This is a genomic window from Trichococcus sp., assembly GCF_049684335.1.
In the GTDB taxonomy this organism is placed as follows: domain Bacteria; phylum Bacillota; class Bacilli; order Lactobacillales; family Aerococcaceae; genus Trichococcus.
Genome location: NZ_JBAVFV010000050.1, coordinates 20,502 through 47,144, shown reverse-complemented (window position 1 = coordinate 47,144; position 26,643 = coordinate 20,502). Strand labels below are relative to the sequence as shown.

At 47.3% G+C, this 26,643-nt stretch carries 26 protein-coding genes; all 26 read left to right on the top strand.

The window, feature by feature from the left end; all coding sequences use genetic code 11:
* The first annotated feature begins 141 nt into the window (after positions 1 to 141).
* The 26 genes from WBM30_RS09230 (at position 142) to tgt (ending at position 26,637) form a co-directional block, all read left to right on the top strand.
* The gene (locus WBM30_RS09230) at positions 142 to 1,155 is read left to right on the top strand and encodes an ABC transporter ATP-binding protein (RefSeq protein ID WP_424900442.1); all 1,014 of its coding nucleotides are present in this window, start codon (positions 142 to 144) and stop codon (positions 1,153 to 1,155) included.
* A gap of 1 nt (position 1,156) precedes the next feature.
* Positions 1,157 to 2,098 (top strand): ATP-binding cassette domain-containing protein, encoded by a 942-nt coding sequence (locus tag WBM30_RS09225; RefSeq protein ID WP_424900441.1) that lies wholly within the window; start codon positions 1,157 to 1,159, stop codon positions 2,096 to 2,098.
* Between the two features lie 2 nt (positions 2,099 to 2,100).
* Positions 2,101 to 3,063: an ABC transporter permease gene (locus WBM30_RS09220; protein WP_424900440.1), complete on the top strand. Its 963-nt coding sequence runs from the start codon at positions 2,101 to 2,103 to the stop codon at positions 3,061 to 3,063.
* A gap of 156 nt (positions 3,064 to 3,219) precedes the next feature.
* Positions 3,220 to 4,056 (top strand): ABC transporter permease, encoded by an 837-nt coding sequence (locus WBM30_RS09215; RefSeq protein WP_424900443.1) that lies wholly within the window; start codon positions 3,220 to 3,222, stop codon positions 4,054 to 4,056.
* A gap of 15 nt (positions 4,057 to 4,071) precedes the next feature.
* On the top strand, positions 4,072 to 5,844 hold the full coding sequence (locus tag WBM30_RS09210; protein WP_424900439.1) for an oligopeptide ABC transporter substrate-binding protein: 1,773 nt from the start codon (positions 4,072 to 4,074) through the stop codon (positions 5,842 to 5,844).
* A gap of 198 nt (positions 5,845 to 6,042) precedes the next feature.
* Positions 6,043 to 6,732, top strand: a complete 690-nt coding sequence (rnc, locus tag WBM30_RS09205) for a ribonuclease III (protein WP_424900438.1) — start codon at positions 6,043 to 6,045, stop codon at positions 6,730 to 6,732.
* A 31-nt stretch (positions 6,733 to 6,763) separates the two neighbouring features.
* On the top strand, positions 6,764 to 10,324 hold the full coding sequence (gene smc / locus WBM30_RS09200) for a chromosome segregation protein SMC (protein WP_424900437.1): 3,561 nt from the start codon (positions 6,764 to 6,766) through the stop codon (positions 10,322 to 10,324).
* A gap of 14 nt (positions 10,325 to 10,338) precedes the next feature.
* Positions 10,339 to 11,151, top strand: a complete 813-nt coding sequence (yidA, locus tag WBM30_RS09195) for a sugar-phosphatase (RefSeq protein ID WP_424900436.1) — start codon at positions 10,339 to 10,341, stop codon at positions 11,149 to 11,151.
* Between the two features lie 32 nt (positions 11,152 to 11,183).
* A complete protein-coding gene (gene ftsY, locus WBM30_RS09190; RefSeq protein WP_424900435.1) occupies positions 11,184 to 12,197 on the top strand; it encodes a signal recognition particle-docking protein FtsY in 1,014 nt (337 codons plus the stop codon).
* 225 nt (positions 12,198 to 12,422) lie between these two features.
* Entirely contained in the window at positions 12,423 to 12,770 is a 348-nt protein-coding gene (locus WBM30_RS09185) for a putative DNA-binding protein (RefSeq protein WP_086628138.1), read from the top strand.
* Between the two features lie 20 nt (positions 12,771 to 12,790).
* Positions 12,791 to 14,203, top strand: a complete 1,413-nt coding sequence (gene ffh, locus WBM30_RS09180; protein WP_424900434.1) for a signal recognition particle protein — start codon at positions 12,791 to 12,793, stop codon at positions 14,201 to 14,203.
* Positions 14,204 to 14,295: 92 nt separating this feature from the next.
* Positions 14,296 to 14,568 carry a 30S ribosomal protein S16 gene (rpsP, locus tag WBM30_RS09175; protein ID WP_068560440.1) on the top strand — a complete coding sequence of 91 codons (273 nt, stop codon included), beginning with the start codon at positions 14,296 to 14,298 and terminating at the stop codon, positions 14,566 to 14,568.
* 13 nt (positions 14,569 to 14,581) lie between these two features.
* A complete protein-coding gene (locus WBM30_RS09170) occupies positions 14,582 to 14,827 on the top strand; it encodes a KH domain-containing protein (RefSeq protein WP_086628136.1) in 246 nt (81 codons plus the stop codon).
* A 159-nt stretch (positions 14,828 to 14,986) separates the two neighbouring features.
* Positions 14,987 to 15,502, top strand: coding sequence for a ribosome maturation factor RimM (rimM, locus tag WBM30_RS09165; protein ID WP_424900433.1), 516 nt, complete (start codon positions 14,987 to 14,989; stop codon positions 15,500 to 15,502).
* Positions 15,502 to 16,248, top strand: a complete 747-nt coding sequence (trmD, locus tag WBM30_RS09160) for a tRNA (guanosine(37)-N1)-methyltransferase TrmD (RefSeq protein WP_424900432.1) — start codon at positions 15,502 to 15,504, stop codon at positions 16,246 to 16,248. The genes rimM and trmD overlap by 1 nt, the downstream gene beginning before the upstream one ends.
* Positions 16,249 to 16,415: 167 nt before the next feature.
* Positions 16,416 to 16,769 (top strand): 50S ribosomal protein L19, encoded by a 354-nt coding sequence (gene rplS, locus WBM30_RS09155; protein ID WP_086628133.1) that lies wholly within the window; start codon positions 16,416 to 16,418, stop codon positions 16,767 to 16,769.
* A gap of 126 nt (positions 16,770 to 16,895) precedes the next feature.
* On the top strand, positions 16,896 to 17,330 hold the full coding sequence (locus tag WBM30_RS09150) for a hypothetical protein (RefSeq protein ID WP_233442740.1): 435 nt from the start codon (positions 16,896 to 16,898) through the stop codon (positions 17,328 to 17,330).
* Between the two features lie 36 nt (positions 17,331 to 17,366).
* Complete coding sequence (locus WBM30_RS09145; RefSeq protein ID WP_424900431.1) at positions 17,367 to 18,176, top strand: Cof-type HAD-IIB family hydrolase; 810 nt, start codon at positions 17,367 to 17,369, stop codon at positions 18,174 to 18,176.
* A gap of 32 nt (positions 18,177 to 18,208) precedes the next feature.
* Complete coding sequence (locus tag WBM30_RS09140; RefSeq protein WP_424900430.1) at positions 18,209 to 18,967, top strand: prolyl oligopeptidase family serine peptidase; 759 nt, start codon at positions 18,209 to 18,211, stop codon at positions 18,965 to 18,967.
* A 64-nt stretch (positions 18,968 to 19,031) separates the two neighbouring features.
* Complete coding sequence (locus WBM30_RS09135; protein ID WP_424900429.1) at positions 19,032 to 19,376, top strand: metal-sulfur cluster assembly factor; 345 nt, start codon at positions 19,032 to 19,034, stop codon at positions 19,374 to 19,376.
* A 130-nt stretch (positions 19,377 to 19,506) separates the two neighbouring features.
* Positions 19,507 to 22,128, top strand: coding sequence for an ATP-dependent chaperone ClpB (gene clpB / locus WBM30_RS09130; RefSeq protein WP_424900428.1), 2,622 nt, complete (start codon positions 19,507 to 19,509; stop codon positions 22,126 to 22,128).
* A 159-nt stretch (positions 22,129 to 22,287) separates the two neighbouring features.
* A complete protein-coding gene (locus tag WBM30_RS09125; RefSeq protein ID WP_424900427.1) occupies positions 22,288 to 22,890 on the top strand; it encodes an NfeD family protein in 603 nt (200 codons plus the stop codon).
* A complete protein-coding gene (gene floA / locus WBM30_RS09120; RefSeq protein WP_424900426.1) occupies positions 22,887 to 23,873 on the top strand; it encodes a flotillin-like protein FloA in 987 nt (328 codons plus the stop codon). The genes WBM30_RS09125 and floA overlap by 4 nt, the downstream gene beginning before the upstream one ends.
* Complete coding sequence (locus WBM30_RS09115; RefSeq protein ID WP_424900425.1) at positions 23,870 to 24,523, top strand: hypothetical protein; 654 nt, start codon at positions 23,870 to 23,872, stop codon at positions 24,521 to 24,523. The genes floA and WBM30_RS09115 overlap by 4 nt, the downstream gene beginning before the upstream one ends.
* A gap of 21 nt (positions 24,524 to 24,544) precedes the next feature.
* The gene (locus WBM30_RS09110; RefSeq protein WP_424900424.1) at positions 24,545 to 25,300 is read left to right on the top strand and encodes a sugar phosphate isomerase/epimerase family protein; all 756 of its coding nucleotides are present in this window, start codon (positions 24,545 to 24,547) and stop codon (positions 25,298 to 25,300) included.
* Between the two features lie 191 nt (positions 25,301 to 25,491).
* Entirely contained in the window at positions 25,492 to 26,637 is a 1,146-nt protein-coding gene (tgt, locus tag WBM30_RS09105) for a tRNA guanosine(34) transglycosylase Tgt (RefSeq protein ID WP_107996018.1), read from the top strand.
* The last annotated feature ends 6 nt before the right edge of the window (positions 26,638 to 26,643 follow it).

The following is a 26,643-nucleotide window of genomic DNA, read 5'->3' as shown; positions in this document are numbered from 1 at the left end:
GGCCAAGAGGGCCGATTATGGCAGAAATATGAAATGCATTAAAACTGAATGAAATAGCGGTTGTTTTTGAATGTGCTTAAACGTATAATGTTAGGAGATATTTCATCAAGTTAGTTATATAAGCATGGAAGGAGGCGCACGATGGGACTTGGAAGACCTTTGTTGGAGATAAACGCATTACACACCGCATTCCGAATGCAGGAGAACTACTATGATGCAGTGGATGATGTTTCCTTCAGTCTGGAGAAAAATGAAATTTTGGCGATTGTCGGAGAGTCCGGCTGCGGGAAAAGTACCCTGGCCACAACAATCGTCGGACTCCATAATAAGGCGAATACCCGAATTTCGGGAGAGATCATCTATCAGAACCTGAATCTTATCGATCTGAATGAAACGCTCTATAACCGCATTAGAGGAAACGATATCGGGATGATTTTTCAAGATCCTCTTTCGGCCCTCAATCCTTTGATGACGGTAAGTGAACAGATAGACGAAGTGCTGCTTTATCATTCCAGAATGACAAAAGAGGAACGTGCGCTACGTGTGAACGAATTGTTGCTCCAAGTTAAAGTGGAGGATCCGGAAGGGACAGCGACACGCTACCCGCATGAGCTGCCCGGGGAAGCGCGCCAACGGGTCGGCGTGGCCATTGCTGTTGCCTGTGAGCCGCCGATCATCATCGCTGATGAACCGACGACCTCTTTGGATGTCACTGTTCAAGCTCAAATATTGGATCTGTTGAGTGAAGTGAGGGATGACACAGGTGCCGGGATCATCCTGATCACCCATGATTTGGGTGTCGTAGCAGAGATTGCGGACAGAGTAGCCGTCATGTATGCGGGCCAGATTGTCGAAACAGCCGCTGTCGTTGATCTGTTCACGGATCCGAAGCATCCGTATACCCGTTCTTTGTTGCGTTCGATGCCGCAGGCGAATGGCGCCCTAGATTCGGATTCCGGGGAACTTTATGTGATTCAAGGGGATGTTCCTTCCTTGCAACGATTGCCTAAACAGGGTTGTCGTTTTGCGGAACGGATTCCATGGATCCCATTTTCCGCTCATGAACAATCACCAAAAATGCACGAGATTTCTAAAGGACATTTTGTCAAATGCACGTGCTATGAGTCCTTCCGTTTTAAAGGGGAGAGTGAATAAAATGGGACTTTTGGAAATCAAGGATTTGAAGGTTCACTACCCGCTCAAGAGCGGCTTCTTATCCAACAAAAAGAGCCTTGCAGCCGTTGACGGCATCAGCCTTTCCTTGGAAGCAGGGAAAAATTACGGTCTGGTGGGCGAATCAGGGTCCGGAAAATCAACTGTCGGAAGAGCGATCGTCGGATTGGAGCGGATCACTGCCGGCCAAATCATTTATGAAGGCACTGATGTAATCTCTGCGATAGGCAAGCGGAAATCAGCCCACAAACGCAATGTTCAGATGATTTTTCAAGATTCGAGTGCGAGTCTGAATCCAAAAAAACAAATCGGGCAGAGCATTTCTGAACCTTTGCATAATTTTGAGCAGCTTTCCCATCAGGAAGAGAAAAAACGCGTGCTGGAACTGCTGGAAATGGTAGGATTGCCGGAAGATGCGCTACGTAAGTATCCTCACGAATTCACGGGTGGACAGAGACAACGCATTGCATTGGCAAGGGCGGTTGCACTACGGCCAAAGTTTGTCATAGCTGATGAACCCGTTTCGGTATTGGATCTTTCCGTTCAGGCGCAAGTGCTGAATTACATGAAACGTATCCAAGAACAATATAAACTCAGCTATCTGTTCATTTCTCATGACCTAGGCGTCGTGAAGCAGATGTGTGATGAATTGGCCATCATGTACCGAGGAAGGTTCGTGGAATACGGAGACAGGCAGGACATCTATCTCAACCCGCAGCACATCTACACGAAACGGCTCCTTTCCGCAATTCCGAACTTGGATCCGGGCAATCGGGAGTTGCACAAGCATTTGCGGCGGGAAATAGAATCAGAATATAAACAAAGCATGGAAAGTTATCTGGCAAAAGACGGTCGTGTTGGGGATTTGATCCCGTTGTCGAAAACGCATCAGATTGCCGGAAAACCATCGAAAGGAGAGCGTTAACGATGTGGAACAGAATTCTGAGACGCTTCTTCTTTATCATTCTGCAACTGTTGGCATTCAGTTTATTGGTGTTTGCACTGGCGCAATGGATGCCTGGAGATGCTCTGACTGGGCTGATCATCCCGGGGATGGACCAGAACAGCGTTGACGCGATCCAAGTGAGCGCGGTCCTGGATAATCCTTGGTACATTCGGTATCTGCAGTGGATCACAAATATGCTCAGCGGGGATTTCGGCCTCAGTTACACTTACCGGATGCCTGTTGATGTTCTGGTTGGCGCAAGGCTTGGCAACACGCTCTGGTTGGCAGCGGCCTCGCTCTTGTTATCATATCTGGTTGCTGTTCCGCTTGGCATATATGCAGGACGTTTTAATGGCTCTTTGGGAGATAAAATCATTCGTTTTTTGAACAACATCAGTTTTGCGTCGCCGATATTTGTTGTTGCCTTGCTGTTGGTTTGGCTTTTTGGATTTCAACTGGAATTGTTTCCGACGCGGGGTATGCCCTTGTTGCCGGAAACGCTAGGTGTATTTGCTTCTCTTTGGAATAGACTCAACCACTTAGCGTTACCGGCGCTGACTTTTGCCCTCTCGGCATCCGCAGGCAACATCCAACGGTTAAGGTCGGGTATCATCGAGGCAAAGCAAGAAGATTATGTACTGACAGCCCGCTCAAAAGGGGTTCCGGAGAGCATGGTGTATCGAAGGCACATTTTCAGGAATGCGAGTATGCCGGTAACTTCTCTATTGGGCTATGACATTACCGGTTTCATAGGGAGCAGCATCTTTATCGAATACATCTTTTCCTATCCGGGAATCGGCCGATTGTTCATCAGTTCTTTAAATTCACGTGATTTCAGTGTCATCGTTGCCTTGTTGCTGATTTATGGGCTGGCTGCTTTGATCGGTACGGTAGTATCTGACATCATTTTGACTATTGCGGATCCGCGCGTTAGGATGAGATAGCAAGAAGAAAGGGGGGATATGTTGAATACGGAGGAAGAAAAGAAAGCAGGAAGAATGGAAGAGTTGAAGACGGAGATTGCCTCCATTGCGGTAGGCGAGCACCGTTTGAGCCACGAAGTGAATGAGGAAACCAAAATAGTTGTTGATTTCCGCGGTATGCTAAGAGAATTCCGAAAAGACAAGTTGGCGGTCATTGCTTTTGGAACGCTCGTTTTTCTCTTGTTTTTGGTCTTTGTTGGCTCCCTTTTTTTTGATGAGAGTCAAGTCCTGCAGGTAGATTTGTTGAACAGGTATGCTTCGCCGGGGAATAACCATCTGTTGGGGACGGATGAAGCGGGACGGGATGTACTGGGCCAAATCTTGCTGGGAGCGCGCACCTCGCTAGTGGCGGGGACCGCCGTGACAGTCTTGACCGGATTTATCGGAATCGGATTGGGTCTGTTGTCAGGCTATTACGGGGGAGTTCTGGATGTCCTGCTTATGCGCTCTGTTGATTTCATCATGTTTCTGCCAGCAAGTGTATTGGTTCTCGTGCTGGTAGCCATCGTATCGGAATACAATTTCTTTACTTTCATATTGCTTATGAGCGCATTCAGCTGGGCTGGGAAATCAAAGGTTTTTCGTAACCGGACGCGTGCGGAGGCCAAACATGACTATGTGCGGGCGTCCAGAACTGCAGGGACAAACGACTTGCTGATCATGTTCCGTGAAATCCTGCCTAATTTAAGTTCCCTGGTCATCATCAATACGACGATGTCCTTGGCAAGGAATATCGGGATGGAGATAGGTTTGAGTTTTTTGGGCTTAGGGTTACCATACAGCATGCCGAGTATAGGTAATTTACTGCGCTATGCCATTTCCCCCACAGTCTTTGAAAACTATGTATGGGTATGGTTACCAGCATCCATACTCATCTTTGCAGTGTTGTTGTGCATCATTTATGTCGGACAAGCATTGCGGCGGGCGGCAGATGCTAAACAAATGCAAGGATAATAAGGAGGATGAGGTATGCTGAATAAAATGATTGTTCCGTTCTTGTTGGCTGCGCTGTTGGCCGGTTGCGGAAACAAGGATATCCTATTGGAAACGGACGGAGACTTGTCCAATTCATCAGCTGTCATACAGGAATTCGATACTGTCATGAACAGCGATGCTCCTGCCATCGCCGGCGGAGTGTTGAAATACGCTCTGGTTGCCGAATCCTCTTTCCAAGGTATTTTCAGCCCTGTTTTTTCCGAAGATTCTTATGACGAGGAACTCATGGGTTTTTCCCATGAATCCATTTTTTCGTATGATGAGAAGTTTCAGCTTACGCAAGATGGTATGGCCACGTTTGTGCGCAATGAAAATTTAAAAACAGTATCGATCACATTACGGGATAACCTGAAGTGGTCGGATGGAGCGGCACTTACAGTTGATGATATCCTGTATGCCTATGAGGTGATCGGGCATCCGGACTATGCCGGATCCCTTTATGGAGCGGCTTTTGCGAATATCGTGGGCATGACCGAATACCATGAAGGCACTGCAGATACGATTGGCGGTATCGAAGTATTGGATGATACGCACCTCACCATCGCTTTCGAAGAATTGAATCCGTCCCTTATGCAGGCAGGAGGAGCCTTGTGGAGCCAACCACTACCAAGGCATCAACTGGGAAGTATTCCTGTATCCGAAATGATGAATGCCTTACAACTCCGTGAACAACCAGTAGGGACGGGTCCGTTCCGGGTCAAAGCCATTGTTCCAGGCGAGTCGGTCCTTTTTGAAGCCAATGAATATTATTGGAAAGGGAAACCGAAACTGGATAATATCCTTGTTGAAGTAGTCGGGGCGGCAACGATCGTATCCGAAATGGAAGCAGGAAATTACGACGTCGCTGTCATGCCGGCAAGCTCTTACGAAAGCTACAAAGATTTCGACAATATAACCTTGCTGGGCAGAAAAGAATTGGCGACAACTTACATTGGGTTCAAATTAGGATCCCGAGATGTTGAATCAGGCAACAACAGCCTTAATCTGAGTTCAAAAATGGCGAATACGGCATTGCGGCAAGCGATGGCGTATGCACTGGACAATGAATTTGTTGCCGCGGTCCTATTCGACGGGCTGCAGCAACCGGCAAACGCTATGATTCCGCCAGAGTTTGAAGGATTCAGTGAGAATGAGTCAACGGGCTTCAGTTACGATCCTGTAAAGGCCGTAGAGCTACTGGATGAGGCCGGATATCTGGACAGTGATGGCGATGGTTTTCGGGAAACACCGGACGGAGAGCCACTCAAAATCAGCTTTGCGGCCGTGGCAGGTGGAGACGCTACGGAGACGGTTGTTGCCTACTATATCCAGCAATGGCAAGAAATCGGTTTGGATGTCTCGCTCGCCACAGGAAAATTGATTGAATATCAGAAGTTCCATGATATGCTTGCATCAGATAGTCCGGCTATTGATGTCTATCAAGCAACCTGGGGGACAGGTATGGATCCCAATCCGACCGAAATGTTTGGTCGTACCAGTTCTCTCAATTATACCCGTTGGACTAACGAAAAGAATGACACTTTATTGGATCAGATCAACGCTGAGGCTGCCTTGAACGAAAATGCGCGGATGGAAATCTATCAAGAATGGCAAGCGTTGCTGTTTGAGGAAGTTCCTGTCATCCCCACTTTCTGGCGTACGCAGATTTTTGCTGTCAATAACCGCGTCAAGAACTTCAATATCCGTTATGGTGCAACCAGAGGATGGGAAACCATCGAGCTGACATCAGAAGACCCTGTTCGGTAGCGTACGATCAGTTTATTTATCAGAAATGAGGAAGAGGCCCGGACTTTTGTCTGAGCCTCTTTCTTATGAAAACGGACAGACTGTTCGAGAACGAAATTTGCGTGCTTATGGCAAGCATTTGTCGTATAATGAAAAAGGACTCTATTTTCAAAAGTACCTTGACTGCAAGGAGTCCATTCAAGGAAAGGAGGGAACAAGTTGGAAAAAATAGTCAAACAAATAGCAACTGATTTCTCGATTGTTTTCAGCAATGAGAAACTCTTGCGTGAAGCATTTACCCATTCATCTTATGTGAATGAGCATCGTCATCTGGTATTGCAGGACAATGAACGACTGGAATTTTTAGGCGACGCAGTTTTGGAAGTCGTCATCTCCGATTATTTGTTTCATACCTATGATACGTGGCATGAAGGCAAAATGACCCGTCTGCGTGCACAGATCGTCTGTGAACCAAGCTTATCCGCTTTCGCGAAGGACTGCCATTTTGACTCCTATATCCGTTTGGGTAAAGGGGAAGAGAATATGGGCGGAAGGCAACGTCCGGCTTTGCTATGTGATGTGTTCGAAGCATTCATCGGAGCCGTATACCTAGACCAAGGAATCGAAGCCGCCAGAAAATTCATTAACCAAGTCATGATCACGAAGTTAACAGAGGATGCTTTTTCACATGTGATGGATTACAAGACCAGCCTTCAGGAAGAACTGCAAAAAAATGGGGACGTGGATATCCAATATATCCTCCTGAACGAAGACGGTCCTGCTCATGCAAAACAGTTTGACGTGGAAGTGCGAGCTTTCGGAAAAGTCCTGGGCCAAGGACAAGGCCCAAGTAAAAAAGCCGCCGAACAGAAAGCGGCACAAAACGCTTTGGAATCTATAAAAAAATGAAAAGCAAGGTTCACCGGAAAGGATGTTATCTTTGCATCTTGAAAGAATAGAAATGTCGGGTTTCAAATCATTCGCCGACAAAACCGTAATCGAATTTGATGAAGGTGTGACAGCAGTAGTAGGGCCGAACGGGAGCGGCAAAAGCAACCTTTCGGAAGCTGTCCGCTGGGTGTTGGGGGAACAATCCGCAAAAAATCTGCGCGGGAAAAAAATGGACGATATCGTTTTTGCCGGATCGCAGACACGCAAACCTGTCAACATTGCTGAAGTTACCCTCATCCTGAACAACGAGGACGGATTCCTGCCGCTGGAATTCAGCGAAGTGAGCATCACCAGGAGATACAACCGCAATGGCGACAGTGATTGTTTCATCAACAAAAAACCATGCAGATTGAAAGACATAACAGAATTATTGATGGATTCGGGTATCGGAAAAGACTCTTTTTCCATGATTTCGCAAGGGAAAGTGGAACAGATTTTTCAGAATAAACCCGAGGACAGAAGGATCATCCTTGAAGAGGCTGCCGGGGTAGCCAGATACAAAAACCGCAAAACGAGTGCCGAACGGAAGCTCTCACAAACGGAAGAGCATCTGAATCGGATCGAGGACATCCTGCACGAAATCAACAGCCAACTCGCTCCGCTGGAAACTCAACGGAAAACGGCTTTGGCGTATAAGGATAAAAAATCAGCATTAAGCGAGATCGAAATTGCTTTGACCGCTTCCGAAATTGAGCGGCTGAATGCGCAGTGGCAGACGAGCAAACGCGAGCTGAGCGAGTACGACCGAAAAATCAGCACGGAAGAACGGTCTCTAGCAAGCACGCAGACTGCTTTGCAGCAACTGAAACAAAAGTTGGATATGTGCGACGAACAGTTGGAAACACTTCAGACCGGCTATGTCACTGTCATCCAGAAATTGGAGCAGCTAGAAGGGCAAAAGCAAGTCTTCCAACAACGAGCGATGTACTCGTCAAAAAATCAAGAAGAGCAAGCCCAGATCATCGCTGAAAAAGAGGCGCTGATCAAGACGGAAAAAGCCAATCTGGCGGCCTTGCGTACGGAGCTTGCGGCGAAAGTGGAAGCGAGGAAGGAGCTTTCGGAAAAAAGAGCGAGCCTTTCCGAAAAAGAAGCGCAGCTGACGCAAAATAAGGCGGAGCTTGTCCAGCAACTCCGGAATGATTACATCAACAGGTTGCAGGAGCAATCCAGCAACCGGAACACAACCGTCCATCTTGAAAAAGAAATGACGCTTGCAACCGAACAGGAGCACCGTTTCCTTTCGAAAGGCGACGAACTCAGGAAGAATCTGCGCCAACTCAAAGCAAAACAGCAATCGTTGAATGAGGAATATGTCCAGTTTGTTGAAGAAAATGCCAATCTGGAATCGGAACTGCACGACTGCAAACAAAACAGCTTCCGGCTTGTCTCCAAGCTCCAACAACTGAACGCGGAGCTGGATACCGTAACCCGGAATCTGCAGCAGGCGGAAGCCCGGCGCGAAAGCCAACAGGAGTTGGACGACAGCTATGCCAGCTATTATCAAGGCGTAAAGGAAATGCTTCGGAGAAGGGAAAGCGTTCCGGGCATCCGTGGTCCAGTCGCTGAATTGATCCAAGTTCCCGAAAAATATACCTTAGCCATCGAAATCGCTTTGGGAGCCACGATGCAGCACATCGTGGTCGCGGACGAACGTACTGCTTCCCAATGTATCGGCATTCTGAAAGCCCAACACTTGGGGCGCGCCACGTTCTTGCCGATGACAGTCATCCAGGGCAAGTCTTTGCCCGCGGCTGTGCGGACGACATTGGCGAACAGCCCCGGATATATCGGCATCGCGAATGAGCTGATCGATCATGAGGAAATGTATAATGCGATCGTCAGCAGTTTGTTGGGGACAACGATTGTAGCGTCAAATATCCAGGACGGTTTGCAGATTTCCAAGAAATTGCAGAGCCGTTATCGCATCGTAACCCTTGAAGGGGATGTCATCCATGCTGGCGGATCGATGACGGGTGGTGCGACAAGGCGTCAACAAGAGGCATCCTTATTGGCCCGAAAAAATAATCTGAACAAGCTGACCGACTATGTGCAACAGTTGTCCGTCCAATACAATCAGCTCAAGCGCGAGCAAGAGAAATGGTCGCTGCAGCAACAAAGTCTGCAGGAGGAACTGGATGATAAACGCCAAAAAGCGACCATCAAACAGTTCGAACTGCAGCAAAGGGAAGCTTCCCTGCAGCAAGTGAGAGCTGAAATCGCAACGAAAGAAAAAGAATCGGCCGCACATGAATATGAAAAGCGCATGTTCTATGAAGAGAAAGAGGACAGACAAACGCGATTGGCCCAAGCCCAACAAAATTTGCTCGTCCTCAACAGCGAAATCGACCAGCTTCAGAAGGATATAGCGGAATCCAGCTTGGATGAAGAGGAGCGCTTGAAACTGCTGCAGGACGTCCAGTCGAACCGTCAGCAGGCAGACCAAGAGCTTGCTGTCCTACAGGAGCAGGAAAAGCAATTGCGGCGTGACGTGAAACTGTCGACTGAGCGCATCCAAACGGAGCAGGAAGTCATCAGCTCGCTGAAAGGCAAACAAGATCAAGTCGCCAAGTTGGCCGATACGGAGACGCTGACCATCCAAGAGATCACGATGCAGCTGAAGTCCACTACTGCAGAAAAAGCTGGATTTGATGCAGATTTGAGACAGTTGCGGGAGCGGAAAAAGCAAACCGAACAGAATCGTGCCGTTCAGGAAACCGAACAGAACGAAAAAAATAAAAATCTCCAAAAATTATGGAGTGAGCACGCCAAGCTGGAAACGAATGCCGGGCGCTATGAAATCGCCATTGACCATCACCTTGCGCATTTGAGCGAGGAGTACGGTCTCAGCTTTGAAGCCGCGAAACAGGACCATCAGTTGACCCAGGAGCCTGAAGAGGCGACCCGCCTAGTTAAACAGCTGAAAAAGGACATCGAAGAGCTGGGCCCGATCAACATGGGTGCAATCGAGGAATATGATCGTATTTCCGAAAGGTTCACTTTCCTTTCGGAACAGCAGACGGATCTGCTGTCTGCCCGAGGAAACCTTCTGAACACGATGAACGAAATGGATGATGAAGTCCGTTTGCGTTTCAAGGAGACTTTCATTCAAATCAAAAAGCAATTCGAAAAAACCTTCCCGAAATTATTCGGTGGCGGAAAAGCGACGTTGGAGCTGACGGATCCGAACGACCTGTTGGAAACCGGCATTGAAATTGTCGCGCAGCCACCAGGCAAGAAACTCCAGCAGCTCAGCCTGCTCTCCGGAGGGGAAAAAGCCTTCACGGCGATTGCGCTCCTGTTCGCCATCATCGAGGTCAAACCGGTGCCGTTCTGCATTTTGGATGAAGTGGAGGCTGCCTTGGATGAAGCGAATGTATCCCGTTTTGGGAAATATCTGGCAGCATCAACCGAATTGACTCAGTTCATCGTGATCACCCATCGCAAAGGCACGATGGAAGAAGCGGATGCATTGTACGGTGTGACCATGCAGGATTCCGGTGTATCCCGCTTGGCATCAGTCAAATTTGAAGATTACGAAGACATAGGTTAAGGGGATGAAGATAAATGATTAAATTGATTGCACTCGACTTGGATGGCACGTTGCTGAATCCTGACAAAAAGATCAGCGATGCGAATAAACAGGCGATCCACCGCGCCCGGGAAGCCGGCGTGAAGATTGTCCTTTGTACTGGACGCCCGCTCATGGGCATCAAAGATTATGTGGATGAACTGGACCTGCTTCAAGCAGAAGATTACTCGATCACCTATAACGGCGGATTGGTGCAAAAGAATAAAACATCGGAAATCATTTCCCAAAAAGTGTTGAATTACGGACAGATTGTGGAACTCTATGATCTGAGCAAAGAACTGAATATCCCGATGAACATGCTGGATCTGGAGTCCGTATACGAACCTGAATATCCGGAAGGCAGAGAGTCGTTGTACAAGAGCCTACAGAGTTCGAGTTTGCCGTTCGTAGAAAAAAACATCGAAGACTTTCAAGCGCAGCATGCGTTCAATAAAGTTGTTTTTTGTATCGCGCCTGCTGTCTTGGATGAAGCGATCGCCAAAATACCGGCGGACTTCTACAGCAAATATTCGATGATGAAATCACGTCCGCTTCTGTTTGAAGTCATGCATCCTGAAGTCGACAAAGGCAATGGCATCGCGGCTTTATGCGATCATCTGGGCATCACTGCCGATGAGGTTATGGCTTGCGGAGATGAAGAGAACGATTTGGCGATGCTGGATTTTGCGGGCGTAAGCGTTGCGATGGGTAACGCTCCCGATAAGATCAAGGAACGGGCGAGCTTCGTCACGAAGACAAACGGGGAAGATGGCGTCGCACACGCAATCGAAACGTTCGTCTTTGCGTAAAAAGAAGCAGCCATAAGAGAGGAAGTGTTCAGATGGGATTATTTGATCGAATAAAACGCGCGTTTACAGGTGAAGATGTCGTTCAGACACCGGTAACCGAAGAAAATAAGATTGTCATCGACAAATTCGACAAGGGCATGGAGAAGACGCGCAAAAGCTTTTCAGAGAAGATGAATGAACTGTTCGCCGGTTTCAGAGAGGTGGATGAAGAGTTTTTTGATGACCTGGAGGAAACGCTGATATCCGCAGACGTTGGTTTTGATATGACACTGGCACTTTCGGATGTGCTGCGTGATGAGGTCAAGATGAAGAACGTGCGCACCGGAGAACAAGTGAAGAATGTCATCATCGAAAAAATGGTCGAAATCTATGAAAAAGGCCAGACGGAATTGCCTACCATCAAAATAAATGAGGATGGGCCGACCGTTATCCTGTTTGTGGGCGTAAACGGAGTGGGGAAAACGACGACCATCGGTAAGTACGCTTATCAGTTGAAGAACCAAGGGAATAGCGTCTTGTTGGCGGCCGGAGATACTTTCAGAGCCGGGGCAATCGAACAGCTGGAAGTTTGGGGGGAACGTGTCGGTGTGCCGGTCGTGACGAGCGATGCAAAAAGCGATCCCGCTTCCGTCGTTTATGACGCGTTGAAACAAGCCAAAGAAGAAAACTACGACTATCTGCTGATCGATACAGCGGGCAGACTGCAGAACAAAGTGAACCTGATGAAGGAATTGGAGAAGATCAACCGGATCATCGCAAGGGAAATCCCCGGCGGCGCAACCGAAACGTTGTTGGTGCTTGATGCCACGACGGGTCAGAACGCTTTGATACAGGCGAAGCAATTCAAGGAGACGACGGATGTCACCGGCTTGATCCTGACAAAGTTGGATGGCACGGCGAAAGGCGGCGTCATCCTGGCGATCCGCCAGGAAATGGATATACCCGTCAAATTCGTCGGTTTAGGCGAAGGTTTGGATGATCTGCAGGCGTTCGATCCGGAACAGTACATCTACGGACTGGTAAAAGATTTGCTTGAGAAAAAATAGCGAAGCGGGTTGTCCCTCCCGATGAGGAACGCTTGCATAAGCAAAAGGTGACAGAAGCATGGTCAGGCCGGCAATCCCGTTGCGATTGCCGGCCTGACCTTACTTTTTGCTGCGGTAACACGGCATCAGTACAATTTATGGTTGACTAAGCTCAGCAAAATCGGTAATCTAATGAAGTGTAAAGTTTTTTTCTTGACAAGTCCGTATGAGAAGGAAGGTATTCTGATGGAACTGGAAAAAACCAATAATATGAATACTCTTTATGAATTCTATAATGTCCTGTTGACGAACAAGCAGAAAGGCTATCTTTCTTTGTATTATGGTGATGACTATTCGTTGGGCGAAATCGCTGAAGAATTCGCGATCAGCCGGCAGGCAGTGTACGACAATATCAAGCGCACCGAAAAAATTCTGATGGATTATGAACAGAAATTGAAATTGGCGCAAAACTATAGCCTCCGAAACAAAAAATTGGACGAATTGGCGAACTATGCCGAAGAAAAATATCCCGCAGACAGAACTTTGCAGAGCTTGATCAACAATCTGGAAGAACTGGATGACAAAGACGAATAAACAGTTAGGAAGTGGCAAATATGGCATTTGAAGGGTTATCCGAGCGTCTCCAAGGCGCGATGACCAAAATCGGCAAAAAAGGTAAAATTTCGGAAGCCGATCTGAAGGAAATGATGCGTGAAGTACGTCTGGCTTTGCTGGAAGCTGACGTGAATTTTAAAGTCGTAAAAGAATTCGTCAAAAAAGTGAATGAACGAGCGTTGGGCTCAGATGTGCTCGAGTCGCTTTCACCGACACAGCAAGTCATTAAAATCGTCAACGAAGAACTGACGGAATTGATGGGCGGGCAGCAGGAACCATTCCAATTTTCTGCCAAGCCACCAACTGTCGTAATGCTGGTCGGCCTGCAGGGTGCAGGTAAGACTACGACTGCCGGAAAACTTGCCAATTACATGAAGAAAAAAGAGAACAAACGCCCGATGCTGGTCGCAGCCGACGTCTATCGTCCAGCGGCGATCAATCAGTTGCAGACATTGGGCAAACAATTGGATTTCCCGGTGTATGCATTGGGTACCGAAGCAAATCCGGTCGATATAGCGAAGCAGGCAGTTGAGCAAGCCAAACTCGATGGACGCGATCTGGTCATCATCGATACGGCGGGACGACTGCACGTGGATGAAGTGTTGATGACAGAGTTGAAGAACATCAAAGCTGCCGTCAATCCTACGGAAATCCTGTTTACGGTAGATGCGATGACGGGGCAGGATGCCGTCAATGTGGCGCAATCCTTCAATGAACAGCTCGGCATAACCGGTGTCATCCTTACCAAATTGGACGGGGACACACGCGGCGGGGCTGCGCTATCCATCCGTTCCGTAACCGGCAAGCCAATCAAATTTACGGGTCAAGGCGAAAAGTTGGAAGACTTTGAACCGTTCTACCCTGAACGCATGGCTTCCAGAATACTGGGCATGGGCGATCTAATGACGTTGATCGAACGTGCGCAACAAGATTTTGATGAGACAAAAGCGGCGGAAATGGCTGAGAAAATTCGCGAGAATACCTTCAACTTCAATGATTTCATCGAGCAGATGGATCAAGTTACCAACATGGGGCCGCTTGAAGACCTCCTGAAGATGATTCCGGGCATGAGCAACATTCCGGGACTGGACAAAATGAAGATCGATCCCAAAGATGTGGCCCACATGAAGGCAATCGTACTTTCGATGACGCCCGCTGAACGCGAAAACCCTGAGCTTCTGTCGCAGAGCAGACGCAGACGGATCTCGAAAGGTTCCGCAAGATCATTGGCGGAAGTCAACCGTCTGATCAAGCAGTTCAACGAATCCAGGGAAATGATGAACAAGATGTCCAAAGGCAATTTTGCAGGGATGGAAGGTCTCCTTGGACAAGGCCCGAAAGGCAAGATGGGCAAGATGGCCATGCAGCAAATGGCCAGACGAATGAACAAAAAGAAGAAAAAGAAAAAATAATTCCAAGTGTAAAGAGAAAACACTTTACAAGCAAATGGAAAACTGGTAATATATAAAAATGTGAGATATAGATATATGGAGGTGTTATATAAATGGCAGTTAAAATTCGTTTAAAACGTATGGGTTCTAAAAGAAACCCGTTTTACCGCGTCGTTGTAGCTGATTCACGTTCTCCACGTGATGGACGTTTCATCGAAAAAGTAGGTACATACAATCCAGTTGTTGAACCAGCTGAAGTTAAATTTGACGAAGAGTTAGTTTTGAAATGGTTAGCTGAAGGTGCACAACCTTCTGATACAGTTCGTAACTTACTTTCTCAACAAGGTATTATGAAAAAATTCCACGACTCTAAGTTAGCTAAATAAAAGGGTGGTTTAAATGCCTGAAATTTCAGATTTAATCCTGGCAATTGTCAAACCTTTGATCGTCCACGATGATAAGATGTCCATCGAAATCAAAGAGACAAGTGAGTTCATGGAATATCACTTGCATCTTGATGCCGAGGACGTCGGCCGTGTGATCGGGAAACAGGGACGTGTCGCTAGAGCGATCCGTACAATTGTATACAGTGTCAGAACCAAAGGCACAAAACGTGTCCGCCTTGTGATCGAAGGGGCCGAATAATCCGCTTCAATTGCGGATCCGGTCGTTTCCACTCGGTGGATGCCTAACTTAATAGCGAATAGATAGAAGCGGATGATGATACAATTGTAGCACTTATCCCTTCTATTTTATTATGTACAGAAACGTTGACAGTACGATTTATGTAAGGAGAGGTGAAAAATGGAAAAATTTTATGATGTCGGAAAAGTTGTGAATACGCAAGGGCTTAAGGGTGAAGTGCGTGTCATTTCCAGCACTGATTTTGCGGATGAACGCTACAAAAAAGGGGCTACGCTCTACTTGTTCCGCGAAAACAGCGAACCCATCACTCTGAAAGTAGCCAGCCACCGCGTGCACAAGAATTTTAATATGCTGACATTCGAGGGGTACAATCGGATCGAAGAGGTTGAGCCGTTCAGAGGTGGGATCCTGCGGGTTTCGGAAACACAGTTGGAGGACCTTTCGGATCATGAGTTCTATTATCATGAGATCATCGGCTTGTCCGTCGTCAGTGATGCCGGCGAAGAATTGGGTATCATCAAAGAAATTTTGCCGCTTGGGGCGAATGATGTGTGGGTTGTATCCAAACCAGGCCGAAAAGATTTATTGGTTCCGTATCTCGCTTCCGTAGTGGAAAAGGTATCTTTGGAAGATAAACAGGTCACAATCCACCTTCTAGAAGGAATGATGGACTGATGAAGATAGATATATTGACGTTGTTTCCGGCGATGTTCGAAGGCCCATTGTCCGAGTCGATCATCGGGAAGGCGATCGAGAGTGGTCGTGTTTCGATCACTTGCACGAACTTCCGCGATTATTCCGAAAACAAACACAATTCCGTCGATGATTATCCTTTCGGCGGCGGAGCAGGCATGCTGCTGCGGGCGCAGCCGATAGTGGATGCGCTGACGGACATCGAGGTCCAGTCTCCCGAAACAAAAAAAAGGATTGTCCTTTTGGATCCATCCGGAAAAACCTTCAATCAGGATCTGGCGGAAGAGTTTGCCGAAGAAGAGCACCTTGTCTTCATCTGCGGTCATTACGAGGGCTTCGATGAACGCATCAAGCAACACGTTACGGATGAAGTTTCGATTGGTGATTATGTTCTGACCGGAGGCGAATTGGGCGCGATGGTCATGATCGACGCTACAGTACGTCTGTTGCCGGCGGTATTGGGCAATGAACAATCGAACAAGACTGATTCATTCTCGACCGGCTTACTCGAGCATCCCCAATATACGCGACCGCGCGATTTCCGGGGGGATGTCGTTCCTGAAGTGCTTTTCAGCGGCAACCACCAGAAAATCGCTGATTGGCAAGAAAAAGAATCTTTGCGCAAAACCTGGCTGAGACGTCCGGAAATGTTGGGGAAAATCACTTTGTCGAAAAAACAGCAAGCTTGGTTGGCGGAGATACTGCTGGAAGAAAAGGCCGACAATTAAGCGCAATAGTGCGCCTTAAATTTCAAACAATGTAAACGAAAAATACTTTACACGTCAAAATTATTGTGGTAGAATTCTACAGGTGAGCAGAGAGACTGCTCCATAATACGATATTCCGCTGTGCAGAATGATTGTGTATGAATGTCGGTTGGAAGGAGAAAAAAAACATGAGTCAATTACCATTGATTGAAGCAATTACACAAGGACAATTACGTAGTGATATTCCTACATTCCGTCCTGGAGACACTGTTCGCGTCCACGCTCGCGTAGTCGAAGGAACAAGAGAACGTATCCAATTATTCGAGGGCGTAGTCATCAAACGTCGCGGATTCGGAATCAGCGAAACTTATACAGTACGTAAAATTTCCAACGGTATCGGTGTGGAACGTACATTCCCATTGCACACACCTCGTGTAGCTCAAATCGAAGTTGTTCGCTTCGGTAAAGTGCGTCGTGCAAAACTTTATTACTTGCGCGCATTACACGGAAAAGCTGCTCGTATCAGAGAAAAACGTCGTTAATATTCCGCATGTCATATGGAAAGGTCTGGACTTCGGTTCCGGACCTTTTTTGTATACCGTGAGAAGCGTATTTCTTGGGAAAAATGTGCTATACTTGTAGCACCATATATGAAAAGAGTGATAGTCTTGACGATATTAGCAGCGCTTGATCAAAAATTCCAAGAAAAAGGCATGCCACTGAAAAGTCATCCCATCCAAAATGGTCAGTATTTGTATCAAGGAAAATTCAATCTCGATAAAGAACATTCCTTGCCGTTTGGTGTAGTCATCGCTAAAGATGAGGCCGAAAGTGATTTTCAGATCAGTTACAGAAAATTGGCTTACCTGAATAATTATGCTGATAAAGTGAACCTGTTGGAACTGATCAATGAATTGAACCAAACCAAAACTTTTTATTATACACTTTGCCTGGCGGGGGATGGCGAGATTTTCCTTCGACTTTTGGGCCGCTCGACAACGGATGTCAAACCATTATACGAAATGCTCGTGATCGGATCGAATATAGCAAAGGTCATGACAGCAGAATTAAAAAGCAAATTTCCGTCGCTTGGGATCGAATGAGTATTCGTCTCTGTAGCGGCAACCGCAGGAGGAATTATGAAACAAAAATTAATCGCTTTAGATTTGGATGGAACTACACTCAACAATCAGTCGTTGTTGAGCGATCGGACAAAAAAAGTGCTGGCAACGTTGCAAAAGGATAATCACCTGGTTATGATCGCAACTGGCCGTCCTTACAGAAACAGCAAAGAGTTTTATGAGACGCTCAAGATGACTACTCCGTTGGTGAACTTCAACGGTGCTTTATGCCACAATCCCACTGACAGCAATTGGAGTAATTATTATCATAAGACGCTCAACAAAGATTTTGCGATGGATCTGATCGAACAACGTGAAGAGATGGGAATCGACTTCATCTGTGTAGAAGGCAAAAATAAACTGTTTGCATCCACCGCAACGTTGCCCGCAAACGAATATTTCCCGAAAAATCTTCTGGCGACGCAAATCACTTCTAAGGATACGCTGTCGGAAAACCCTACTTCGATGAATGTATTTTCGGAGGAACGGAATTTGGAAGCCATCCGTGACCGGATATTGGCGCGTTATGGGAATTCCATTGAAATCCGCACGTGGGGTGGCACGATGCCCTGTCTTGAGATCGTATCCGCCGGTGTCCAAAAAGCGCTTGGCGTTGAAGTGGTCGCTAATAACTACGGCATCAAGCGGGAAGATATTCTTGCCTTCGGTGACGAGGACAACGATATGGAAATGATCCGCTATGCTGGTCACGGTGTCGTCATGCAGAATGGAATCACGGCATTAAAGAATATTGCCGACGATGTAACGATGCATACGAATCATGAGGACGGCTTGGCCATCTATCTGGAAAAATATTTTTGCTTATAGCAGCCAATCAGAGCTGAAAAAGAGGGATCCAATTGATCGTAATCGAAAGAAAACTCATAAATAATATACCAATTCTGGAAATCGTAGAGGAAGACAAGAAAAACAAGACTATTCCGCTCGCGTTCTTTTATCATGGTATCACGAACCAAAAAGAAAGAGGTTTGGAGCCCGGCTATGCATTAGCCAGTAACGGCATGAGGGTTGTCATCCCTGATGCCTATCGTCATGGTGAACGCAAAGATGAGGCCTATGCTGGTGAGCCGGCGGCAGAATTCTGGTCGGTAGTCCTGCAAAACATCAAGGAACTTCCTGATATTGTAGCGTTTTACGTCGAAGCGGGATTGGCAAAAAGAGACAAGGTTTCGGTCACAGGACTTTCGATGGGAGGCATCACGACGTGCATCGCCTTGACGCAATATCCATGGATCCATTCGGCAGCCTGCTTGATGGGCAGTCCGGATCCGATTGGGTTATCCCATTGGGCATTGAAGTCTCGCTGGGTGGAAGGCTTGCCGCCGATTGATGATGAGAAAGTCAAAGTCTTGATGGCGCCTTTTGAAAGTCTAAGCCTCAAAGAACATCCGGAGTCGCTCGTGGACACGCCGTTTTACATCTGGCACGGCACAGCCGACGAAAGTGTTCCGTACGAACAGATGGCTCAGTTCGTCAACTCCATCAGCGAGGAAGCTTTTGCGGAGAATATTTGCTTCCGGACCACAGAAGGTGCAGGGCATCGGGTTCCTTACGCTATTTTTGAGGAAATGGCTGTATTTTTGGGGAACGTATATTAACATTGAATTTCTGCACACAAACTGTTATCATCAAATTAATCCTGAAAAGTTAGAGGTGTATGCAATGACTGAAGAAATAAATCCCCAATATTCGCAAGAAGAATTGGAAAGCATAAAAGAACGCGTCTTAGCGGCGCTTGAGCAAGTGATAGATCCTGAATTAGGAATAGATATCGTCAATTTGGGTTTAATCTATGAAGTGGAATTGGAACAGGATGGATTCTGCCTGATCCAAATGACGCTGACAACGATGGGCTGCCCATTGGCGGATGTCATCACCGATGAAATTCACCGTGCTTTGAAAAGCGTTCCTGAAGTAACTGAAACGCAAGTGAAATTGGTTTGGTATCCTGCCTGGACAACCGACAGGATGTCCCGATATGCACGCATCGCGCTAGGAATCCGATGATAAAAAGAGCAACAAAGGAAATTACCTTTGTTGTTCTTTTTTTTTACGTTATAATTTGACCAATTCTGACCATGGTCGTATACTTGTCCTATAAAGCACCAAAGCAGTAGAATTTCGAGGAGGTACTAACATGGAAATGGAAAAAATGACGACAGCACTGCAGGAGACAATTGCGGAAGCGCAACGTATCGCCATGGTGCGCAAGCACCAGACCATCGATGTCGCGCATCTGTGGAAAATATTTCTGCAGCCGGATAGTTTTGCGCGTAATTTTTATATTGATTCAGGGGTTGCAGTCGATGCATTTGAATCGGCCATTGATAAGGAACTGGACAAATCAGTAGTGATTGAAGGGACTTCTGTACAGTATGGGCAAACATTCAGTCAGAACCTGTACAACCTCTTTCTGGAAGCAGATCGCAAGCGATCAGAGCTGAAGGACGACTTCATCGCCACTGATACCGTGCTTTTGAGCTTGATGACACTGAAAAATCATCCATTGACCAAATTCCTGGCAAATCAAGGCCTGACGGAAAAAATCATCGCCGAAAAAATTAAGGATATGAGAGGTGGAGACCGAGTGACTTCGCAGAATCAGGAAGATCAGTATGAAGCATTGGAAAAGTATGGCATAGACCTAGTGCAGGCGGTAAGGAGTGGGAAACAAGACCCGGTCATTGGCCGGGACGAAGAAATAAGGGATGTAATCCGCATTTTATCGCGCAAAACAAAAAATAATCCGATCCTGATCGGTGAACCGGGCGTCGGCAAGACCGCCATCGTGGAAGGTTTGGCCCAGCGGATCGTGAAAAAAGACGTGCCGGATAACCTGAAGGACAAAACAATCTTTTCATTGGATATGGGCTCGTTGATTGCGGGTGCCAAGTACCGCGGAGAATTCGAGGAACGCCTGAAAGCGGTATTGAAAGAAGTGAAGAAAAGCGACGGCCGCATCATCCTTTTCATTGATGAGATCCATACGATCGTCGGGGCTGGGAAAACAGAGGGGAGCATGGATGCCGGCAATCTGCTGAAGCCTATGCTGGCCAGAGGCGAATTGCACTGCATAGGAGCGACCACTCTGGATGAATACCGCCAAAATCTGGAGAAGGACAAGGCACTGGAACGGAGATTTCAGAAGGTATTGGTGAAAGAACCGACAGTCGCCGATACGATCAGCATCTTGAGGGGGTTGAAGGAACGGTATGAAATCCACCACAGCGTCAACATCCATGACAATGCCCTCGTGGCGGCTGCGACCTTATCCGATCGCTACATAACTGACCGGTTTCTGCCGGATAAAGCAATCGATCTTGTCGATGAGGCGTGCGCAAACATAAAAGTGGAAATGAATTCGATGCCTACCGAGTTGGATCAAGTGAGCCGCAAATTGATGCAACTGGAGATCGAAGAGGCAGCCCTGAAGAAGGAATCCGACGATCAGAGCAAGAAAAGATTGGCGACTCTGCAAGTCGAGTTGGCCGATTTGCGCGAAGAATCAAATGAATTGCGCATGAAATGGGGCAACGAAAAGGAAGAGGTCGAAAAGCTGCGTGCTAAACGGGAAGACCTGGAGGATGCGCGCAGACAATTGGAGGATGCGGAAGCAAATTATGATTTGGAACGGGCGGCGGTTTTGCGCCACGGCAGCATCCCACAGATGGAAAAAGAATTGGCGGCTCTCGAAAAAGAGAATGCAACCCGCAGGAATAAAGAAGGCAATCTTGTCCAGGAATCAGTGACCGAGAACGAAATCGCAACAGTTGTGGGACGGATGACGGGCATCCCGGTGACGAAGCTGGTTGAGGGGGAAAGAGACAAACTCCTGAAATTGGAGGAAACGCTGCATAAACGTGTCATTGGCCAGGAAGAAGCGGTGGAAAGCGTCACGAATGCCGTCCTTCGTTCGCGTGCCGGCCTGCAGTCACCTAACCGGCCGATCGGATCCTTCCTGTTTCTGGGGCCCACAGGGGTCGGGAAAACAGAATTGGCGAAAGCTTTGGCGGAAAATTTGTTCGACTCCGATGAACATATGGTGCGACTCGATATGAGCGAATACATGGAAAAATTTTCGGTTTCTCGACTCATCGGGGCACCCCCTGGCTATGTCGGCTATGAAGAGGGCGGCCAATTGACGGAAGCGGTCCGCCGAAGCCCCTATACGATCATTCTCTTGGATGAAATCGAAAAGGCGCACCCGGATGTATTCAACATTTTGCTGCAAGTATTGGATGATGGGCGCTTGACTGATTCAAAGGGGCGCGTAGTCGATTTCAAAAACACCGTTTTGATCATGACCAGTAATATTGGGTCGCAACTCCTGTTGGAAGGCGTCCAGTCCGATGGTACGATTCCGGAAGAAGTGGCCAATGAAGTCATGAAAGTATTAAGAGGATCGTTCAAACCTGAATTTTTGAATAGGATTGATGATACCATCCTCTTTACACCATTAAGTAAAGAGGATGTCAAAAAGATCATCGTCAAAATGGTCAAGGAACTATCCGGCCGGCTGGCGGACAAACAGATCCAGCTCTCCGTTTCTGATGAGGTTGCCGCCTGGATAGCGGATAATGCTTACGATCCAATTTATGGTGCTCGGCCGCTCAGAAGATTCATCTCAGCTGAGATCGAGAATCCATTGGCACGTGCCATCATAAAGGGCGATATCCATGAAAATCAGGCGGTGATGGTGACGTTGGTGGGCAATCAGGTCGGGTTCCAGACCATCGATCTCACTGAATTTCAACAATAATTTGACAAGTCAGCACGCAGAGAGGAAGTCCTGAAAGGGATTTCCTTTTGTTATTTTTGTATTTGCGGTAAAATGATAATATAAATTTTCTTATTTTTATCTTCAATAGTCTGGCCGTTTGTTGCTTTTATCGGAAAAAAGCCGAAGGAGGCGTTCATTTTGCTGTTTTTGGTCATCGGGTTCCTGTGTCTGGTTTTTATGCTGTTCACTTCGAGGTATTATGTCTTCGGAGGTGCGGCCATCCTAAGTTTTTTGTTGTATTTCATGTATTTCGGGAGTGGGAATTGGCTGACATTGCTGCTTTTTATGTTCGGGATTCTGTTGTTGATGCTGGAGTTGTTCATACCCAATTTCGGGCTAGTGGGGATCGCGGGTTTCCTGATGGTCGCGGCCGGCCTGTTTTTGAACAATGAGCGTATTTTGGAAAGTGTACTGGATGTCAGCTTGGCCATCATCATTTCCGGGATAGCGACATCCTTGCTGTTGAAAAAAGGCTATAAATTCCTGCCGGACCGCAGCAAATTGATTTTGGATACATCCCTGAATCGTGAGCGCGGTTATTCGTCCAGCAAAGACTATTCCGAATTCTTGGGAATGATCGGCACAGCCACGACGACGCTGCGGCCTGCCGGAAAAGTCTCTATCGGAGATGTAGTGCTCGATGTAGTCAGTGACGGGAAGATTATATTTGAAGGGAAACAGATTCAAGTTATCCAGGTTGAAGGGGTCAAAATTACAGTCAAGGAGTTGGATGGAAAATGACAGAAGGATTGATAGGACTCATCTTTATTGCATTGTTTGTCGTACTGTTTTTATCTTTATTTTTCCGCTTTGTGCCGGTTGGTCTATGGATCACGGCTTACTTTTCGGGAGTGAAAGTCAAAATTTCGAATCTGGTCGGCATGCGACTGCGGCGGGTAATTCCTTCTATGATCGTGCAGCCGATGATAAAAGCCACAAAAGCGGGACTGATAATTGATATAAATGAATTGGAGGCGCATCATCTTGCCGGAGGAGATGTTAATATGGTCATCGACGCGCTGATTGCGGCGCAGCGTGCCGATATTGATTTAGGTTTTGAAAAAGCCGCTGCCATCGATTTGGCCGGTCGTAATGTATTGGAAGCAGTGAAAATGAGTGTTAACCCAAAAGTCATCGAAACACCGATCATTGCGGGTGTCGCTATGAACGGGATTGAAGTAAAAGCCAAAGCAAAAGTAACGGTACGTGCCAATATAGAACGATTGGTCGGTGGGGCTGGCGAAGAAACAATCATCGCCCGTGTCGGCGAGGGGATCGTCACAACCGTCGGCTCTGCCAAGATGCACACTTCCGTGCTGGAAAATCCGGACTCCATTTCCCAAACGATCCTGAAAAAAGGACTGGATTCAGGTACCGCCTTTGAGATACTGTCCATCGATATCGCCGATGTTGATGTCGGCCGTAACGTGGGCGCCAAACTGCAGGCGGAACAAGCGGAGGCGGATAAGCGGGTGGCCCAAGCGAAAGCGGAAGAGCGCCGTGCTTTTGCGGTCGCAGAGGAACAGGAAATGATCGCTGAGGTGCAAAGGATGCGGGCGAAAGTGGTCGAAGCCGAAGCGCAGGTGCCGTTGGCGTTGGCTGAAGCGCTGCGCAATGGAAATCTAGGCGTGATGGATTATTATAAAATGAAAAATATCATAGCGGATACTGAAATGAGGAGCAGCATTTCGGAGTTGCCGACAGATAGAAGCGAACCGGAATGACTAGCCTAGCCTTTCTATTACCGATTCTGTTGCCGATCATTTTCCTGGTGTTCTTTCTTTCTGTGCTCATCTCGATAGTCAAGAGGATCAATCGGCTATCGGAGAACGCCAGACTTCGAGTGGGCACAGCCCAAGCAGCTGCCCTGCAGCAGACATTTCGCCAGTCGTTGGACGGTGCCGGAAATGAGAATGCGAAACAACTGATCAAAAAACTGGCTACATTGAAGCCTGAACAGGTCTATGGCTTTTTTCAGGAGCGCTTGCCTGAAAAATATCTGAGGGAAGTCAGCCGGATCTTGACCAAGAGAAATTGGCGGAGGGAAATCCTGATTTTCGTTAACCGCGAAAATTTATGGCAGTTGCTGTTGCGGGCGAATCCGCCAAAAACAGGCAGCGACCAAAAGAACACGGAACCCTCGGATGAAATCGATGAGGTACCGGTGTTTACGGACTATAATATGGATCCTGCCGTGGGGTTGGCCGATGACTTCACCGTCTTTTCTGAAGACAAAAAGGAATTGAAAACTGCCAAAAGGATGGAGAAATCCACCATTCATAACAAGAAAAAATATTCCGGCAATCAGAAAGCTTTGATGCGAGCCGTCATTGCCAAAGAAATACTCGATAGGCCGGACTTTGACCGCAAATAGGAAATTGAAGGAGACAGATGAATGGCAAGAGAGATCGGATTGAACACTTTAGCGTACATGCATAGATCTGCGGACAATAAAGTGGAACAAAAAGAAATATTGAAGGAAATCAAGGAAATGGGCTTTCCGATTGTGGAAGTCAGAAGAGAATACATCCTGTCCGGCAAAACGGAAATGAAGGAAATAGCCCAGCGAGCCTCGGAGTCTGGCTTGAAGGTGTTCTATTCCGTCCCGGCAGAACTGTTTACAGCAGGCGTGTTGAATGGACAACTGGGCAGTTATTTTGAGGAAGCCACCCTATTGAATGCAGTCCAGCTGAAACTGACTTTAGGGGAATTCAGGGAATTCACAGCCAAGCTGGCTGAAGAATTACGGGAATTGCTGACGACCTATCCCATTCATTTGACGATCGAAAATGACCAGAGCACCAAGAAGGGTAGCCCAGCTGTCCTGATGGGGTTCATTGCAGAAACCCGCAAGGCCTCATTGGACATCGGACTGACTTTTGACACAGGCAATTTCGTTTACATCGACAGCGATCCCTTCGCCGCGGCAGAGCAAATGCGCGAAGCGGTAACCTACATCCACATCAAGAACGTTGCCATCACGGACAGCGGAATTGTTTTATCCGGACTGGAATCCGGATTGGTGGATATGCGCCGTCTTTTGTCGTTGTTCCCGGACTCGGTGCCGGCCAGCATCGAATATCCCTGCGGTGTCGGCGACGAAGTGACAAAAACCATCAGCGCGGATTACAAAAAGATTCAATCTTGGTGAACGTCTCTCAAAAAAACCATGATGTGCCGTTCCGAGGGGTGGTTGACAGTCACCGCAAGTCAATCAGAATAAGCAACAAAAAATGCAATCCGAAGCATCCGGATTGCATTTTTTTAGTAGCGAATACAAGAAAATAGTGTGCGACTGTGGTATACTGATTGCCGGATATCTATAAGAAAGAAGTGAATACATTGACTGAACCAGCGATTCGTTATCGCCTTATCAAAAAAGAAAAACATACAGGTGCGCGCTTGGGAGAAATCATCACCCCCCACGGCACTTTTCAGACTCCCATGTTCATGCCGGTAGGTACTTTGGCCACCGTGAAGACGATGGCTCCTGAAGAACTGAAGGCGATGGGCTCTCAGATCATTCTGAGCAATACTTATCACCTATGGCTCAGACCGGGCTCAGACTTGGTTGAAGAGGCAGGAGGCCTGCATAAATTCATGAATTGGGACAGAGGGATCTTGACCGATTCAGGTGGTTTCCAAGTCTTCTCTTTAAGCCAGAACAGACAGATCACGGAGGCCGGCGTACATTTCCGCAATCATCTGAACGGTTCGAAAATGTTCCTGTCACCGGAAAAAGCGATCCATATCGAAAATCAACTGGGTGCCGATATCATCATGAGTTTTGATGAATGCCCTCCTTACAGCGAAAGCTATGATTACATCAAAGCATCGGTCGAAAGAACGACCAGATGGGCAGAGCGTGGCCTTGAAGCCCACAAAAAGCCCAATCAACAAGGCTTGTTCGGAATCATCCAAGGAGCAGGCTACAAGGATTTAAGACTGCAGAGCGCCAAAGAACTGATTTCCTTGGATTTCCCAGGCTATTCGATTGGTGGACTTTCGGTCGGCGAAACGAAGGAAGAAATGAATGGTGTGCTGGATTACCTGACGCCAGTCATGCCTGAGGACAAACCAAGGTATCTGATGGGCGTAGGTGCGCCGGATTCCTTGATCGACGGCGTCATTCGCGGAATCGATATGTTCGATTGTGTCTTGCCTACCCGTATAGCGCGGAACGGTACGTGTATGACAAGCAGCGGCCGTTTGGTCATCAAAAATGCGAAATATGAACGGGATTTCCGGCCATTGGATGAAAAATGCGATTGCTACACCTGCAAAAACTATACACGTGCGTACATTCGTCATTTAATCAAAGCTGATGAAACATTTGGCTTGCGCTTGACCTCATACCATAATCTACATTTCTTGATAAACCTGATGAAAAATGTGCGCCAAGCCATCATGGATGACAATCTGTTGGAATTCAGGGAAGCGTTCGTGGAAGAATATGGCTTCAACGTTGAAAATCCGAAGAAGTTTTAGGTTTTG